This window comes from Bacillus sp. bc15 (assembly GCF_900142585.1).
Taxonomy (GTDB): Bacteria; Bacillota; Bacilli; order Bacillales; family Bacillaceae_G; genus Bacillus_A; species Bacillus_A cereus.
The window spans coordinates 1-14,736 of record NZ_FRBJ01000002.1; the positions used below are offsets into that span (position 1 = coordinate 1).

The following is a 14,736-nucleotide window of genomic DNA, read 5'->3' on the forward strand; positions in this document are numbered from 1 at the left end:
TCCAATTGACGCTCCGAACGAATACCGTAAAAATATCCAATAAACATCATTTTAAATAAAACGATAGGATGGATTGACGGACGTCCATTGTTTTCACAGTAATAAGGGCGTAATTTCTCTTCAATAAAATCAAAACTAATTGTCGCTTCAATCGCACGAAGGAAATGATCTTGTGGAACCAACTCTTCTACAGAAACAGATACACGTTCATCACGATGATTTTTTAAAGCACCCATCATAAAAACTCTCTCCTTTTCCTCTTTTTTATCAGTGTTGACACATAAAAAGAGGTTCAGACACAAAAACAGGCTGTGGAGAAGACTTTCTCCACAGCCTGATAAAAAGAGCTGCAATTAAGCAGCTCTTTTTTTACAACTCATAAATCGCACTATATTTCGCTTCTAAATAATCGGCTAAGTAGTTTGCATTTAAGCCTTCACCTGTTACATCTTCTAAAATTTCAAGCGGCTTTTTCGTTTTACCATATTGGTGAATATGTTCTGTTAACCATTCACGAATCGGTGTTACGTTTCCTTCTTCTAATAATGCATCAAAGTTCGGAATGTCTTTTAACATTCTTTGCTTAAATTGCGCTGCATACATGTAACCAAGCGCATAAGATGGGAAGTATCCAAATGAGCCACCAGCCCAGTGAACATCTTGCAATACACCTTGCGCATCATTTTCCGGACGAATTCCTAAATATGCTTCCATCTTATCATTCCAAGCTGCTGGTAAGTCCTTCACTTGTAATGTACCATCAAATAATTCTTTCTCTAATTCATAACGCACCATAACATGAAGCGGGTATGTAAGCTCATCTGCTTCTATACGAATGAATGACGGCTTCGATTCGTTAATTGCATCATAAAACTCATCGACTGACATATCATCAAATTGACCATCGCTATACTCTTTTAATAAATCATAATTTTTCTTCCAGAATGATTTATTACGGCCGATAAAGTTCTCAAAGAATAATGATTGTGATTCGTGAATACCCATAGATGTACCACTGCAAAGTGGTGTACCTTCAAATTGTTCTGCAATGTTTTGTTCATATACTGCATGACCACATTCATGAATTGTTCCAAATACAGCCATACGGAAATCTTTTTCATCATAGCGTGTCGTAATACGAACATCCCCTCTATTTAATGTAATTTCGAAAGGATGTACTGTTTCATCAAGACGGCCTGCTTCAAAGTCATAATTCAATTGCTTTAATAGTTCTAATGTAAAGTTCTTTTGTTTTTCTTTTGAAAACTGTTCCGATAAAGCACTTGTTTTTAATCCTTTTTTAGACTCAGAGATTTCTTTTACAAGCGGCACGATGCGCTCACGAAGTTGACCAAATACGTGATCTAAAACTTCTACTGTAATACCTGGCTCATACATGTCTAATAATGTATTGTATTTATATGTTTCATAACCCCAATATGTAATAAATTTCTTTTTAAATTCAACAATTTTTTCTAAGTACGGGCGGAACATTTCGAAATCAGATTTTTCGCGAGCTTCTTCCCACACACTCTCTGCTTTCGCTTCTAATTTCACATAAGCCTCATATTCAGCTTGTGGAATTTTTTTATTTCTATCATATTCTTTCCGACACTCTTCAACCATTTTCTTTGTCGTTTCAGAAAGTTTATCTTCACGTATTAAAGCTTCAAGTTCTGTTAAATAGTTTCCCATCTCATCTGAAGTCGACATAGCAAACACTTCTGACGAAAGCATACCAATTACTTCTGAACGCTGATCTACACCTTTTTTTGGTGCACCTGTTCTTAAATCCCAAAACATTAAACTTAATGCTTCTCCGTAATTCTGTATCTTCTTCACGTATGTTAAAAATTGTTTTTCTACCTCATATGTAGCAACTGTCATCGTATAAAAGCCTCCTTTTTCTACCTCAAACTTAATTCGACACGGAAACATAAATTCCTTTTATAATAGAAAAAAAGCTTGGCAAACGCCAAGCTTTCTCCTTATAATTCTTTACCTTCTACTGGCAGTACATTTTTCACAGCTGCAACTACTTTCTCATCTTCTGAATCAGATAAGAAGATTGATATAGCACCTTTATCTTCACTTGTACGAATTAAACGCCCAATTCCTTGACGAAGTCGTAAAATCATATATGGTACATCTACATCCCAGAATGGATCATTTACGTGCTTACGTTTCGCTTCAAACACAGGATCGTTTGGAGGGAATGGTAATGACCAAATAATAACGTGTGATAATGATGAACCAGGAATATCTAAACCTTCCCATAAATGAACCGCACAAAGTACAGTCTCTTCTTCATTTTGGAAACGAGAAACGAGCTGGCTAATTTCCTGATCTCCTTCATATAAGAACGGAACCGACATTTGCTCCTTACTTACATACTCTTTGAACGCTGCAAGCTCTTGCGTTGTACGGAATAATACAAGCGTACGTCCATTTGTTTTTTGTATATTTTCAAGTGTATATTGACACTTTCTTTCCCATTCATTTTCTTTCGTATGCGATAGTAAGTTTACTGCCATTTGCTCTTCGTAATCAAACGGTGAGGCAACTGAGAATGATAAGTAATCTTTTACCCCTAGGCTATTAGCTGTAAACGCGAATGAATCATTGTTCGATAATGTCGCAGAAGAGAAAATATACGGTATTTTCTTCGAGAACACTTTCTCTTGTAATACTTCTTCAACTGCACGCGGCATAATCACTAACGTGAAGGCACCATCACCTTCTTCACCCCAAGTAATTACATTTTTCTCGTGCATGAACAGACGAAGTGAATGTTCTAATACATCTAAATGCTCATCAACAATATTTAAATCATACGTGTTTACTGTATGCATTTCACTTTCGAATACTAATGCATCTCCAACTTCACCGATTTTTGCATAAAGTCGTTTCGCTTCAGCTGTTACTTTTTCTGTCACAGTAATTTCTAAACGATCAGAACCGGCAATTTCTTTTTTGTTTTCTTGTAACACATCAAAGAATCGCTCTGTTTGCCAAATTGTTTCTTCTACTAAATGTGCAAACTCCTCACGAATATCGTTTTGTAGCAATCTCGTTAAAAGTTGCTCCATCATCGTTTGCTTTAAACGGTATGTTAAAGCTTTTTGAGCTGCATATTCTACAAGATGTCCTTCATCGAATACAACGCAGCTACTTTCTGGTAATAATGGAATTTGTCCTTCACGCTTACGAGCATCGTACGTCCAAATATGATCCATATAGAAATCTTGAGAACAAATAATTAAATCTGCTGCTTTACGATAATGTTCACGAGAAAGAGTTTGTCCACAACGATGACGAGAATCACAAGTAAAGCAATCTTGGAAGTAATCCCAATTTACTTTTGACCATTCTTCGTCATTTAAAAGTGGAAATTCTTTTCTGTCACCATAGTGAGTAAAGTTTTGCATCGTACCATGATCGAATACAAACTGTGGTAACTCATAATATACGTCTTCAATTACTTCTGGAGCTCGTCCACTCATAACATCTTCAAGTTTACGTAAGCATAAATAATTATCCATTGATTTTGCAAGCCTTACATCAACAGATAGCCCTAATGCTTCAGATAACTTAGCGATGTCCCCTTCTTCTTTCACAAGCTGCTCAATTAACGTTTCATCTGCACAAGCAATAATAGCTGGTTTCCCAGTATAACGCGCGTAACAAATTGCATATAGAAGATATACAATTGTTTTCCCTGTTCCTACACCAGCTTCTGCGAACATAACTTTCTTTTCTTGGAAAGCGCGTTCTAACTGAAACGCCATAAAAATTTGTTCATCACGCTCTTCAAAGCCTTTTTCCGGAAGGATGTCGTAAAACACATCTCCAATCCACTCATTCAACTTATCATAAAAATTATCTTGTTTTCCTACTTCAAATGGTAATCTCTTCTCAGTAAACATCCTTAGCCTCCAACCAAAAAGTTTTTCTATAAAAAGATAATAGCAACTGCTACGCATATGTATGCATTTGCTTTCCCCTGTTGCAATACATAGAAATTCACGAAAAAAAATTTTCCTTTCGAAAAAGGAAAATTTTCTTCTATATTAATGACTTTAAATACCGTTTATCAATCGCTGTTTCATGTGAAAGAGCTGACAAATATTCTTCTTGTGCTTTTTGTATTTCATCTACAATCGCACCTTGACTATCCACTTCTTTTCCGAGCTCATCATACGTACGGTGAATAGCTTTTTGAATCATTGATAATTGGAAATTATCCATATCACTTCCTCCTTTACGCATTACATAATAGCCAGTATATGCGCGCTGGAGGAGTTTTATACTATGAATTACGCGGTGGACGTTTTCCGAAGTATTGGTAGTAATCTGTACGGATAAATCCGTTAAACAGTTTACGCTTCTTCGACGCATCTTTTCCGTAACACTTCTCAAATGCTTCGTAGCTTGTTAATACATACGCTGACCATGTATCTAACGGGCGGAATACTTGTCCCATTTCTTTATACAGTTGTTCAACGAGTGCTTTTTCACTTAAACGTTCTCCGTATGGAGGATTCGTTACAACGTAGCCATAATCCTCTTTTGTTGTGAAATCTTTTACTTGCATTTGTTTAAATGTAATTAAATCGCCTAAGCCCACTTCTTCTGCGTTATCTTGAGCAACTCGAATCATACGATGATCAATATCTGATCCAATGATTTGTAATCGTTGATCATAGTTCGCTAAATCTTCAGCTTCTTGACGAGCTTCACGCCAGTTTTGTTTACCTACCCAGCCCCACTCGTCAGATGCGAAACCACGGTTAAATCCTGGTGCAATGTTTTGTCCAATTAATGCTGCTTCAATTGGAATTGTACCTGATCCACAGAATGGATCAACAAATGGACGATCTGGCTTCCAGTTTGTTAATTTAATTAAAGACGCAGCTAATGTTTCTTTTAACGGAGCTTCCCCTTGATCCATACGGTATCCACGTTTATGAAGTCCAACACCACTCGCATCAATTGTTAATGTTGCAATATCCTTGAGCATTGCAATCTCGATACGGAATAACGGACCATCTTCTTCAAACCAAGTTGTACGTTTATATGTTGTTTTTAATTTTTCAACGACAGCTTTTTTAACGATACGTTGGCAATCCGAAACACTGAATAATTCAGATTTTAAAGATTTACCGATAACAGGGAACTCGCCATTCTCTGGAATATAATCTCCCCAGTTTAATGCTTTCGTTTTTTCAAATAGCTCATCAAATGTTGTTGCTTTAAATTCGCCAACTTTAATTTTTACACGGTCCGCAGTGCGTAACCATAAATTCGTGCGACAAATCGCCTTTTCATCTGCTTCAAATGTTACTTTGCTGTTTTCTACTTGACATTCATAACCAAGATCGCGAACTTCTCGGGCAACTAACGCTTCAATACCCATTGCCGCTGTTGCAATTAAAGTAACTTTTCCCATTTGCATTCACCTCTTATGTATATTCAAACAATAATTAATAGCAATTGGTCCTATTAATCATTACATTTTACGAAAATTTTTCTCATTAACCATTTTAACTCATACTTTATAACTTCATACAAATAAAAAGCCCTCCTCTAACAAAGGAGAGCTGAGTTATTTCATAGTTGGTTCATAACGTTCTGTAAGCCATGTTCTGTTCCTTTGTACTACAAACGGCCCACGCCTCGTACTCCGGTGGCAATCATCTATCTACAGGTTATAAAACCTGTCCTTTCCCGTCGTTCATTTCCTTGGAAAAGATTCCCCTACCATTATTTGGGTTTCTCGCTCGTGGGGTTTACCTCGTTCCACTCCTATCATTTCTTCAAGGACTTCGTCACTGTGGCACTTTAAAGGTAGTCAAACCATATCCGAAAGGACTTAGGTTTTTTCCCTGCCGTTAAACCAGCCTTACAGCCAGAATACCCTAGCTTATGAATTGGCTAGGCACGAACACTACAGCCATCTCAGGCCGTGCGAGCATGGACTTTCCTCTACAACGTTGGCGTTGCAGCGATTACCCAAACGTTATGACATCCATTAGTATAGTGGAAACAAAAAGATTTTGCAACGTTTTTTTCTATGTAAAACGCTTAAACCTTTTCCCACCTTACATCATTCGTATAACTTACTTCCAAATACAGCTTTTTCTAAGTTAGATAAGCGTTTTAAAATATCCGTATTCGTGTTGTTATAAACCGGTTGTGCAACTGGTGTTTGTACAGGTTGTTGTGGAACTTGCGTTACTGCTAGTTTTTGTTCCTCTAATTCACGCTTTAAACGAGCATTTTGTTGCTTTAATTGCTCAAACTCTTTGTGGAAAGCTTCATAGTCTTTAATGATCATATCAAGAAACTTGTCTACTTCTTCTTGCTGATAACCTCTCATACCTGTTTTAAATTCTTTTTCTAAAATATCTTTCGCTGTTAATTTAATTTTATCCGAAATCATTTTCTTCACCTCAAATTTTTACCAAAACTTTCATTAACTAAATTTTTTCAGAAACAATGCTTTTTGTCAATCATATATACGAGTACTATATTACATATTACTCTGCATTATTCCACTGTTCCTCTTCTATTATATCTTGTAAATCAGAAAAAAGAATGAAATAACTGTGATAATTTTCTATTTCCCCTTTTTTCTTTGCTACTTCTACAATATATTTGGGACTTCCTGGTTTTTCTTCATCATATACCGCTAAAAGCGCATCACTTTTTTCAATAAAAAATTGATTTTTTAATTTAAATTGTTCTGGGCTTTCATACTTCCGTTTCGTGATACTATCAACATGGTCTGCTTGAGAAAGAATAAATTCGTAATATTCACGATTATCTTCTTTCCAATTTTCTTCTTGTTCTAAAAACGGAGTAAATACCGCTAATTTTAAGTCTGGATATTCTACTTGAATTTCAAAAACAACTTCAGCAGCCCATAATTCTACACCTAACTGGCCGCTTATTATAACCCACTCTAAACCATCTTCTACAAAAGTGGTTAATTTGCGGTGTAATGCCTTTTTTATACACTCCACCCCTGGATGATCATTTTTAAATATTCCAAGTTCAAATGGCTTATATCCTGTTACTGCAATAACTTTCATATCAACACTCCAATTACAAAAAAAGAACTAGCATTTCGCTAGTTCTAACATATCATTTACTTTTTAAATATTCCACCAACGTTTGGTCCGATATTTGGACCTACTGGTGATACATTGTTTGGTAAAAACGGTGATACATTTGGTCCTGGTCCAAACGGTGATACATTCGGTCCTGGCCCAAATGGAGATATTTGATGACCGTGGTGATGATGACCATGACCACACGGTCCACATCCACCGCCGAATCCTGGGTCGATTGGGTCCACAACATTTACATTTGAATTTGTTTGTGGGAAGAAGTTTTGGTTTTTAATTTGTTGATGATGTACATGTGTTGTATGTGTTGGGAAAATGTGTGGCACCACCGTTGTTGAAAAAGAGTGTGTTACGCATTGTTTCGTCGGATGAACGACAGGAGCAGTTGTACAAATAGGTCCTACAGGCTTATGCCCTCCAAAACAAGGATGACAATGATGCATAGTTTTTTCTCTCCTCTCTCGTTAAAAAAATCTGATTACACTTTACAGTATGAGAAAAGAGAGAAAGCCGTTTGTTATATATACCCATTTATTACAAGGAAATTTGTCTAGTCCTTTATTTCATATACAATACTTTCAGAGACAACCCTTCAACATTACTTACCAAAGAAGCCTCCAACTTGCTTTACAATACCTGTCACCTGATTCATCGCATTCATCATCTGGCCAGCTGTGTTCATCATTTTATTTACATCATAGTTACCATCTGATGTTTTAAATTGAGAAACAAAACTAGAAAACTGACTTGGCTGTTGTTGCTTTTGTTTACTCTGCGTCGGATACGGTTGTTTTGGTGGATAAAACATCCCTTGTTGATTAGCATAGGGCGCTTGTGGTGGCATATAATATTGTGAATTCATATAAGGCTGCTGCTGTTGTTGATTCATGTATGGTTGCTGAGCTTGTGATTGTTGAGCTTGATTCACATAAGGTTGCTGCTGTTGTGGTTGTTGGGCCTGATTTACATAAGGTTGCTGCTGTTGTTGAGCTTGATTCATAAATGACACTTCAAACGGTTGATAATAATTTTGATTTCCATAATAAGGCTCGAAAGGATACATATTATACCGTAAATATGTATCCGTATTATATTGGTACATATTTTGCTGTGCATATGGATACGTTTGCTGATATACGTTAGATTGTTGAAACATGCATTCTCTCCTCCTTTACATAAGTTTCTACATATATAATATGTACCTATAAAATAATATGTGTGATGGAGTATCTGTCTATTTTTGTCGGAAGTTTAAATTTTTAAAAAATTAAAAAAGAAAACCCTTCCATGCTATGATAATTAAGAAGAAGATTCTCATGGGGGAGGAATCAACATGGTATTAGGGGATTTAAAACAAGCGTTTTCTCAAAAAAAGGGGTATTGCACAGAGAATGCAAATGAATTATTAGACTTTGCGAGACATTGGTATCTCGAAGGAAAAATATGCATATCAGATTATCGAACATTAATAAAAGAATTAGAAATAAACGGCGCAACAAAACCTACAACAATGACAGAAGCATAAAAATAACAAGAGGGTTCTCCCTCTTGTTATTTACATTGCTCAACTATATTTTGCAAAGTATACGAAACGGCTTGGTGTGTTTCAAAGAATCGTTTACCTTTACCTTTATTTACAAAGCATTGTAACACATTCGTTTGTAAATTATCGTATACTTGATCAATTTGCTGTACATGTATATACTTTGGCTTTTCTTCTTTAATCCACGTATAAGCTAATTCTTTCCACTTCTCTAATTCCTCATCTACCATATCTACAAACGGTTTCATATCCTTATAAAAATCGTATTCAATCAGTTCTCTTTTTTTTACATTCGCTTCATTATTATACTGCATGAGTTTTTCTGAAGACTGTATTAATGCTTCATTCTTCATTTCTTTCCCACCTTATTATGCACTCACTACGACGTTTTGAAATGTCTTTACCCAATTCCCTTTTTCTTCGTGATGCACTAATTTATTTTCCATATGTTCAATATGCATTTCTGTTATTTCTATCTTATTGCATATTTTTTCACTCGCATCCTTTAATGCATGATTCATTCTAATCGCTATATTCATTTCCAGCAAATCGAGAGAACTTAACATTTGATCCATTTTTTTCATTACATCTTCCTTCTGAACCATCGCCATATACAAAACGCCTCCTTCTTTGCTTTTCCTTTGTCATGTAATTTCGCCGAATGATTCACCACTCCTGCCCACATGACAAAACTAGTTGTTATTCGTCAAAGAAATCATTTCGTATGTCATTTATAGAAATGGTAACAATACAAAAAGGAGGTGTATTACAATGGCAAAGAACAAAAATGAAAAAAAGAAAAACCAAAACAAACAACAAAATAAACCTGAGACTGGCAATCCAAAGCTAGATGGTCCAAACTTCCCTGCTACATAAAGCGAGACTTTATTACGAACAGGTAGATTTCAAATCATCCTTAATCTCCTACTAGCATTACGTTTTGAAATTAAAGTCGTAGCACGCATAGCAGGATTGTTTCAAATTAAGAAGTCCCGTCTTCAAAATGGAAGACGGGACTTCTTTTTTATTATATCATGAACTCATCCATCCTTTTAGCAAAACGATTTACGATAGATAGCCTATAGATTTGTTCTCTCTTTCTTCTATACCATTCTGTTATATTAACTTCCTCTTTAGGTTCTTCAAGTACAAATAGCACATTCATTTTCATATTTGCACAAAACCAATCTCTCATTTTTATTTCTTCATGTAAAATAACAGGATAAATATCTCTAAGTGTTGGCGTATAAGACTTTCGAGTTTCCTGTGCGTAAACTTCATAATCTTCTCTAGACCCAGTATGTGTAGTTTGCAATGCAAACTTATAAAACGAACCATTATAAATTGGATGAAACAATAACCATGCTAATTTTTTTCCTAGTTCTATACGCTGTTGTAACGTTTCAAATTGATAAACCGAAAATCCATACATCCTCCCTTCAATTGTTGGGAAGATAACTGCACTAATATGAAATCTTTCTTGTACTTTAAAAAGTGCAGTATGGAATACATGTTTTTTAAAATATGTGTTCTCAATGACTGGTTTTTGAATTTTATTTTGTTCATTTATAATAAGCGCTGTCATAAGCCTATTCATATCTCTTCTTTCCCAGAAAAGTAACCATTCTTTTTCCATAAAAATTGATACGCTGAAATATTGCAACAAATGAAAGAGAGGTGCCCGTCTCTTCTTACTTTCCTCATACAATAATAGCTGAGGAAATGCATCTAAGAAAATAATCCAATTAGCTTGTTCGTACAGAAGAAATAAATGTTTTTTTACCGTTTCAGGTAATACAGTGGCATAATATCTCCCTTCTAAATCAGTCATATTCCATCCCGCATTTCTCGAAACCATACTCGCTAAAAAGGCCCACCTGATTTCACTATTTCTTAAATAATATTCTTGATAAGATTGTGTCCGAGAAATATTGTCCACATTAGCTATTTCTGTTTTCTTTTTAATATTGCGAATGATCGCTTTTTCTTTCTCTGTACAAAATTTTTTTTCTCGATTTTGTTTAATTTTCATATAATCATTCCATGTAAACATAAATAAGTCATCATACCTTTCATCAAAAAGGTCACATCTTTTTTCATTTTTTGATATAATCACCTTTGTAAGTAATTCTTAGCAAGTTGGGAGTGGACACACTATGACCATTCGTTACCCAAATGGAAAAAGGTATAATCAAGCTTCACAACCTCAAAAAACACCTATAAAAACACATACTTATAGTAATAGAGGTATGTCCCTTGAAGAGGAATTGAATGAAACAAATCAATATTACTTAACCCATAATATTGCATGTGTACATAAAAAGCCTACACCTCTTCAAATTGTAAAAGTAGATTACCCCGCTCGAAGTGCTGCAGTGGTAAAAGAAGCGTATTTTAAACAACCTTCTACGACAGATTACAACGGTGTATACAAAGGGAAATACATCGATTTTGAAGCAAAGGAAACAAAAAATAAAACTAGTTTCCCACTTCAAAACTTCCACCTTCATCAAATAGAACATATGAAGCAAGTGGTTGCTCATAATGGAATTGCATTTGTCATTATTAAATTTACACTTTTTGATGAATTTTATTTATTAGATGCAAAACATATTATTGCATTTTGGAATCGTCAAAATACAGGTGGACGCAAGTCGATTACGAAAGAAGAAATAGAAGAGCATGGATCCTTATTATCATGCGGTTATCACCCTCGGATTGACTATATCCGTGTACTAGACACGGTTTATTTTTCGTGATAGAGTCATCACTAAGGCTCTTTTTTCGACTTTTGGGGGAGAGAATGAAAGGTAGGAGAAAGTATAATGTCAGATAATTATCGTTCTCGTACAGAACGAAATCATGTAAAAAATCAAGAGAAAAAAACAAATAAAGAAGAAAAACCAAAGAAAAAAGGCTCCTTTTTCAAGAAATTCCTTATAGGTTGTCTACTTCTTGGTATCGTTGGTCTTGTAGCCGGCGTTTCCGCTTTCTTTGTTATGGTAAAGGACGCTCCAAAATTAGATAAATCCAAACTTGTTAATCCTTTATCAACAAAGTTTCTTGATAAAAATGGAAATTTCTTCTATGAATACGGTGCTGAAAAACGAACGCATGTTACTTATGATCAAATTCCAAAAGTAGTTGAAAATGCATTCCTTGCAACTGAGGATTCGCGTTTCTATGATCATAATGGAATTGACTTTAAACGAACTACAAAAGCAGTTATGGAAAATGTCACTGGTGGTTTCGGTTCCCAAGGTGGTAGTACGATTACACAGCAAGTCGTTAAGAACTATTTTCTAACGATGGATAAAACCGCTAAGAGAAAAGTACAAGAATGGTACTTATCTTATAAATTAGAGCAACAATACTCTAAACATGAGATTTTAGAAATGTACTTAAATAAGATTAATTTAGGTAACCGTTCATATGGTATTGCGACAGCAGCGCAAAAATATTATGGTAAAGATTTGAAAGACTTGCAATTACATGAAGCTGCTATGCTCGCTGGTTTACCCCAAGGTCCAAACATTTATGATCCAACAAAAAAGGAAAATGTTGAACGAGCAACAAATCGTCGTAATGTCGTATTGTCATTAATGAATCGACATGGTTATATAACAAAAGAAGAAATGAATAACGCAGTTAAGATCCCAGTAACAGAGGGCCTTCAACCGTCTTCAGAAATAACTGAGATGAAGTATCAAGCATTTTTAGATGCAGTTGTAAAAGAAGTTGAAAAAGAATATCCTGATGTAAATATCGGTTCAGATGGTTTAACGATTCATACAACACTTGATCAAGATGCTCAAGATTATGCTGAAAAAATTATGGATGGCAATCTTATTAAGTATCCAAACGATCAATTCCAAGGATCATTCGTATTTATGGATACACAATCTGGAGAAGTTCGAGCAATTGGTGCTGGACGTAAAGAAAATAAGTCCACTTTCAAAGGTCATAATATGGCAACTGATTTAAAACGCCAAGTTGGTTCAACAATGAAACCAATTTTCGACTACGGTCCAGCGATTGAGAATCTTCAGTGGTCTACTTATCATCAATTAAATGACTCTGAATATACTTATTCTGATGGCACAAAGATTAAAAATGCTACAGGGAGTTTTAAAGGTGACGTTTCACTTCGTGAAGCATTGAAGAAGTCATTAAACATCCCGGCTTTAAAGACAGCTCAAACAGTTGGGCTTAATAAATCAAAAGAGTTTGCTGAAGGTTTAGGCATGACATTTGAAAATGGAGTACATGAATCTACTGCAATTGGTAGTAACGATAGTTCTCCATTAGCAGTAGCAGGTGCATATGCAACCTTTGGTAATAGTGGTAACTATAATAAACCACACTTCGTAAAAGAAGTAACCTTCCCGGACGGGAAAAAGAAAAGCTTTAAACCGAAAGAACAACGCGCTATGCAAGACTATACAGCTTACATGGTAACTGACGTTCTTCGTGACGTAGTAAAACCTGGTTCTGGTGGTACAGGACCAACAGCATATGTTTCAGGTGTTGACGTAGCGGGTAAAACTGGAACGCAAAACTTTGATGCAAAAGATTTAAAGAAATACGGCATTCCAGCTGATGCAAACAGGGATAGCTGGTTCGCTGGATATACACCACAATATACGATGGCTGTATGGACGGGTTACGTAAAGAACGGTCCAGAAAACTACATTAGTGATCGTTATACTAAAATTGCACAGCAAATGTTCCAAGTAATGATGAGCAAATTCGCTACAGATAAATCACGCTTTGAACGTCCTTCTTCTGTACAAGAAATAAACGGAGAGTTATACGTAAAAGGTGCGAAAAAAGATGCAATTAAAGAAATTAAAGTAAATGCCCCTAGTGGTCTGAATGTCACTTTCGATGGCGCTAGCACAGTTACACTAAACTGGTCTGGACCAGCAGAAGTTGATGCATATGCAGCCAGCTATAAAGCAACTGATGGTTCAAGTGGTAGCCTATCAATAAGTGGTACGACAGCTACTCTTGGTGGTATTAAACCAGGTGTTACTTACAGCTTCTCTGTAGTAGCGAAAAAAGGCACTGGAACAAGCCCAGCAGTTGGTGCATCCTTCACTGCGCCTGGCGGAACTCCAGATGCGAAAAAAGCTGATGAAGAGGCTAAGAAAAAGGCCGATGAAGAAGCTAAGAAAAAAGCTGATGAGGAAGCCCAGAAAAAGGCTAATGAAGATAAAGTAAAACAAGACGAAGCTAAGAAAAAAGCTGATGAAGAGGCTAAGAAACAACAAGAACAGCAACAAGAACAACAACGTAAACAGCAAGAAGAAGCTCAAAAGAAAGCTGATGAGGAAGCTAGAAGAAAAGCTGAAGAAGAAGCTAAGAAAAAAGCTGAAGAAGAAGCTAAGAAGAAAGCTGAAGAAGAGGCCAAGAAAAAAGCTGAAGAAGAAGCTAAGAAACAACAAGAACAGCAACATCAAAATACCGGAGGAGATACACCTCACGCAGACGGTACTGTTATTACAACAGAGTCCTAATAAACAAAAAAGAAGTCCGTTTCTCTTAACGAGAAGCGGACTTCTTTTTTGTTATCATTTTCTTTACATATAGCTTTTCTATTTCGATATACAACTGTGCTAATTGAATATAAGAATGATAATTACTCGGTTTCTTTATTATGAATGAATATCTTTCCATAAAATTAACAGGTTGCACTTTTAATTTATTCGTATTTATTTGCATTTCATTCAAACTATGAACAGGTTGCTCATTTAGCCAATAGACAACCGATAACAAGTGAGCTGCAAAAAGAATCATTGGCCCCTCAGCCTCTTGCTTATTTCTATTTCGAAACAGTATAGCAATGTCTTCATGCTTATTTTTCCATACATTCAACATCGCTGGAATACTGTTTTCAATTTCCTTCCATGGCTCATACTGTCTTTCAATATCAAATATAAAGTAAGTATTTTGTATTATTTCTTCAAAAGAATCGTCTGTATGATACTCAATTGAATTTACGCTTTCTTTAAAAAATGGTAAGCAGTGAAATTCTTTCGGTATTTCTATAACTCGCTCCAT

General features: G+C 35.6%; 17 protein-coding genes and 1 other RNA gene. 4 read left to right on the top strand and 14 right to left on the bottom strand.

Translation table 11 applies throughout. From position 1 onward, the window contains the following. From BUA87_RS09760 to BUA87_RS09805, 10 genes are all read right to left on the bottom strand, one after another. On the bottom strand, nucleotides 1–239 hold a 239-nt coding region (locus BUA87_RS09760; RefSeq protein WP_083530641.1), incomplete at its 3' end, for an IS1182 family transposase. 130 nt (nucleotides 240–369) lie between these two features. Next, nucleotides 370–1,887 carry a carboxypeptidase gene (gene ypwA, locus BUA87_RS09765; protein ID WP_072939574.1) on the bottom strand — a complete coding sequence of 506 codons (1,518 nt, stop codon included), beginning with the start codon at nucleotides 1,885–1,887 and terminating at the stop codon, nucleotides 370–372. Nucleotides 1,888–1,988: 101 nt separating this feature from the next. Continuing rightward, nucleotides 1,989–3,926 carry an ATP-dependent DNA helicase gene (locus BUA87_RS09770; RefSeq protein ID WP_000493700.1) on the bottom strand — a complete coding sequence of 646 codons (1,938 nt, stop codon included), beginning with the start codon at nucleotides 3,924–3,926 and terminating at the stop codon, nucleotides 1,989–1,991. Nucleotides 3,927–4,065: 139 nt separating this feature from the next. Next, on the bottom strand, nucleotides 4,066–4,248 hold the full coding sequence (locus tag BUA87_RS09775) for a DUF3921 domain-containing protein (protein ID WP_000368570.1): 183 nt from the start codon (nucleotides 4,246–4,248) through the stop codon (nucleotides 4,066–4,068). A 61-nt stretch (nucleotides 4,249–4,309) separates the two neighbouring features. Further along, on the bottom strand, nucleotides 4,310–5,449 hold the full coding sequence (locus tag BUA87_RS09780; protein ID WP_000521224.1) for a THUMP domain-containing class I SAM-dependent RNA methyltransferase: 1,140 nt from the start codon (nucleotides 5,447–5,449) through the stop codon (nucleotides 4,310–4,312). 180 nt (nucleotides 5,450–5,629) lie between these two features. After that, nucleotides 5,630–6,020: RNase P RNA component class B (rnpB, locus tag BUA87_RS09785), an RNA gene on the bottom strand. An 86-nt stretch (nucleotides 6,021–6,106) separates the two neighbouring features. Then, a complete protein-coding gene (gene gpsB / locus BUA87_RS09790) occupies nucleotides 6,107–6,442 on the bottom strand; it encodes a cell division regulator GpsB (RefSeq protein WP_000622431.1) in 336 nt (111 codons plus the stop codon). A gap of 97 nt (nucleotides 6,443–6,539) precedes the next feature. After that, complete coding sequence (locus BUA87_RS09795; RefSeq protein ID WP_072939577.1) at nucleotides 6,540–7,094, bottom strand: SLOG family protein; 555 nt, start codon at nucleotides 7,092–7,094, stop codon at nucleotides 6,540–6,542. Nucleotides 7,095–7,150: 56 nt separating this feature from the next. After that, entirely contained in the window at nucleotides 7,151–7,573 is a 423-nt protein-coding gene (locus tag BUA87_RS09800; protein WP_000546292.1) for a CotD family spore coat protein, read from the bottom strand. 155 nt (nucleotides 7,574–7,728) lie between these two features. Next, nucleotides 7,729–8,286, bottom strand: a complete 558-nt coding sequence (locus BUA87_RS09805) for a YppG family protein (protein WP_000487718.1) — start codon at nucleotides 8,284–8,286, stop codon at nucleotides 7,729–7,731. A gap of 177 nt (nucleotides 8,287–8,463) precedes the next feature. On the opposite strand from BUA87_RS09805, the gene BUA87_RS09810 reads away from it, so the two are divergent. After that, on the top strand, nucleotides 8,464–8,655 hold the full coding sequence (locus tag BUA87_RS09810) for a YppF family protein (protein ID WP_000242652.1): 192 nt from the start codon (nucleotides 8,464–8,466) through the stop codon (nucleotides 8,653–8,655). 26 nt (nucleotides 8,656–8,681) lie between these two features. On the opposite strand, the gene BUA87_RS09815 is transcribed toward BUA87_RS09810, so the two are convergent. Beyond that, the gene (locus tag BUA87_RS09815; protein WP_000786937.1) at nucleotides 8,682–9,026 is read right to left on the bottom strand and encodes a YppE family protein; all 345 of its coding nucleotides are present in this window, start codon (nucleotides 9,024–9,026) and stop codon (nucleotides 8,682–8,684) included. Between the two features lie 15 nt (nucleotides 9,027–9,041). Beyond that, nucleotides 9,042–9,284, bottom strand: coding sequence for a hypothetical protein (locus tag BUA87_RS09820; RefSeq protein WP_001252034.1), 243 nt, complete (start codon nucleotides 9,282–9,284; stop codon nucleotides 9,042–9,044). A gap of 85 nt (nucleotides 9,285–9,369) precedes the next feature. Here BUA87_RS09820 and BUA87_RS32135 point away from each other — a divergent pair, with 85 nt between their 5' ends. Then, the gene (locus BUA87_RS32135; protein ID WP_001987054.1) at nucleotides 9,370–9,549 is read left to right on the top strand and encodes a hypothetical protein; all 180 of its coding nucleotides are present in this window, start codon (nucleotides 9,370–9,372) and stop codon (nucleotides 9,547–9,549) included. A 151-nt stretch (nucleotides 9,550–9,700) separates the two neighbouring features. Here the strand turns inward: BUA87_RS32135 and BUA87_RS09825 are convergent, their stop codons facing one another. Further along, the gene (locus BUA87_RS09825) at nucleotides 9,701–10,726 is read right to left on the bottom strand and encodes a DUF2515 domain-containing protein (protein ID WP_000495648.1); all 1,026 of its coding nucleotides are present in this window, start codon (nucleotides 10,724–10,726) and stop codon (nucleotides 9,701–9,703) included. Between the two features lie 103 nt (nucleotides 10,727–10,829). On the opposite strand from BUA87_RS09825, the gene recU reads away from it, so the two are divergent. Beyond that, nucleotides 10,830–11,432, top strand: coding sequence for a Holliday junction resolvase RecU (recU, locus tag BUA87_RS09830; protein ID WP_000155599.1), 603 nt, complete (start codon nucleotides 10,830–10,832; stop codon nucleotides 11,430–11,432). A 66-nt stretch (nucleotides 11,433–11,498) separates the two neighbouring features. Continuing rightward, on the top strand, nucleotides 11,499–14,192 hold the full coding sequence (locus tag BUA87_RS09835; RefSeq protein ID WP_072939580.1) for a PBP1A family penicillin-binding protein: 2,694 nt from the start codon (nucleotides 11,499–11,501) through the stop codon (nucleotides 14,190–14,192). Between the two features lie 25 nt (nucleotides 14,193–14,217). Here the strand turns inward: BUA87_RS09835 and BUA87_RS09840 are convergent, their stop codons facing one another. Then, nucleotides 14,218–14,736 carry a YpoC family protein gene (locus BUA87_RS09840; protein WP_000442658.1) on the bottom strand — a complete coding sequence of 173 codons (519 nt, stop codon included), beginning with the start codon at nucleotides 14,734–14,736 and terminating at the stop codon, nucleotides 14,218–14,220.

Excerpts from the sequence above, each read along its gene's own strand:
- BUA87_RS09775 (WP_000368570.1), bottom strand. The coding sequence starts at position 4,248 with ATGGATAATTTCCAATTATCAATGATTCAAAAAGCTATTCACCGTACG.
- gpsB (WP_000622431.1), bottom strand. The coding sequence starts at position 6,442 with ATGATTTCGGATAAAATTAAATTAACAGCGAAAGATATTTTAGAAAAA.
- BUA87_RS09835 (WP_072939580.1), top strand. The coding sequence starts at position 11,499 with ATGTCAGATAATTATCGTTCTCGTACAGAACGAAATCATGTAAAAAAT.
- BUA87_RS09805 (WP_000487718.1), bottom strand. The coding sequence starts at position 8,286 with ATGTTTCAACAATCTAACGTATATCAGCAAACGTATCCATATGCACAG.
- ypwA (WP_072939574.1), bottom strand. The coding sequence starts at position 1,887 with ATGACAGTTGCTACATATGAGGTAGAAAAACAATTTTTAACATACGTG.
- BUA87_RS09820 (WP_001252034.1), bottom strand. The coding sequence starts at position 9,284 with ATGGCGATGGTTCAGAAGGAAGATGTAATGAAAAAAATGGATCAAATG.
- BUA87_RS09825 (WP_000495648.1), bottom strand. The coding sequence starts at position 10,726 with ATGTTTACATGGAATGATTATATGAAAATTAAACAAAATCGAGAAAAA.
- BUA87_RS09810 (WP_000242652.1), top strand. The coding sequence starts at position 8,464 with ATGGTATTAGGGGATTTAAAACAAGCGTTTTCTCAAAAAAAGGGGTAT.
- BUA87_RS09815 (WP_000786937.1), bottom strand. The coding sequence starts at position 9,026 with ATGAAGAATGAAGCATTAATACAGTCTTCAGAAAAACTCATGCAGTAT.
- recU (WP_000155599.1), top strand. The coding sequence starts at position 10,830 with ATGACCATTCGTTACCCAAATGGAAAAAGGTATAATCAAGCTTCACAA.
- BUA87_RS09795 (WP_072939577.1), bottom strand. The coding sequence starts at position 7,094 with ATGAAAGTTATTGCAGTAACAGGATATAAGCCATTTGAACTTGGAATA.
- BUA87_RS09800 (WP_000546292.1), bottom strand. The coding sequence starts at position 7,573 with ATGCATCATTGTCATCCTTGTTTTGGAGGGCATAAGCCTGTAGGACCT.
- BUA87_RS09770 (WP_000493700.1), bottom strand. The coding sequence starts at position 3,926 with ATGTTTACTGAGAAGAGATTACCATTTGAAGTAGGAAAACAAGATAAT.
- BUA87_RS09840 (WP_000442658.1), bottom strand. The coding sequence starts at position 14,736 with ATGGAGCGAGTTATAGAAATACCGAAAGAATTTCACTGCTTACCATTT.
- BUA87_RS09780 (WP_000521224.1), bottom strand. The coding sequence starts at position 5,449 with ATGGGAAAAGTTACTTTAATTGCAACAGCGGCAATGGGTATTGAAGCG.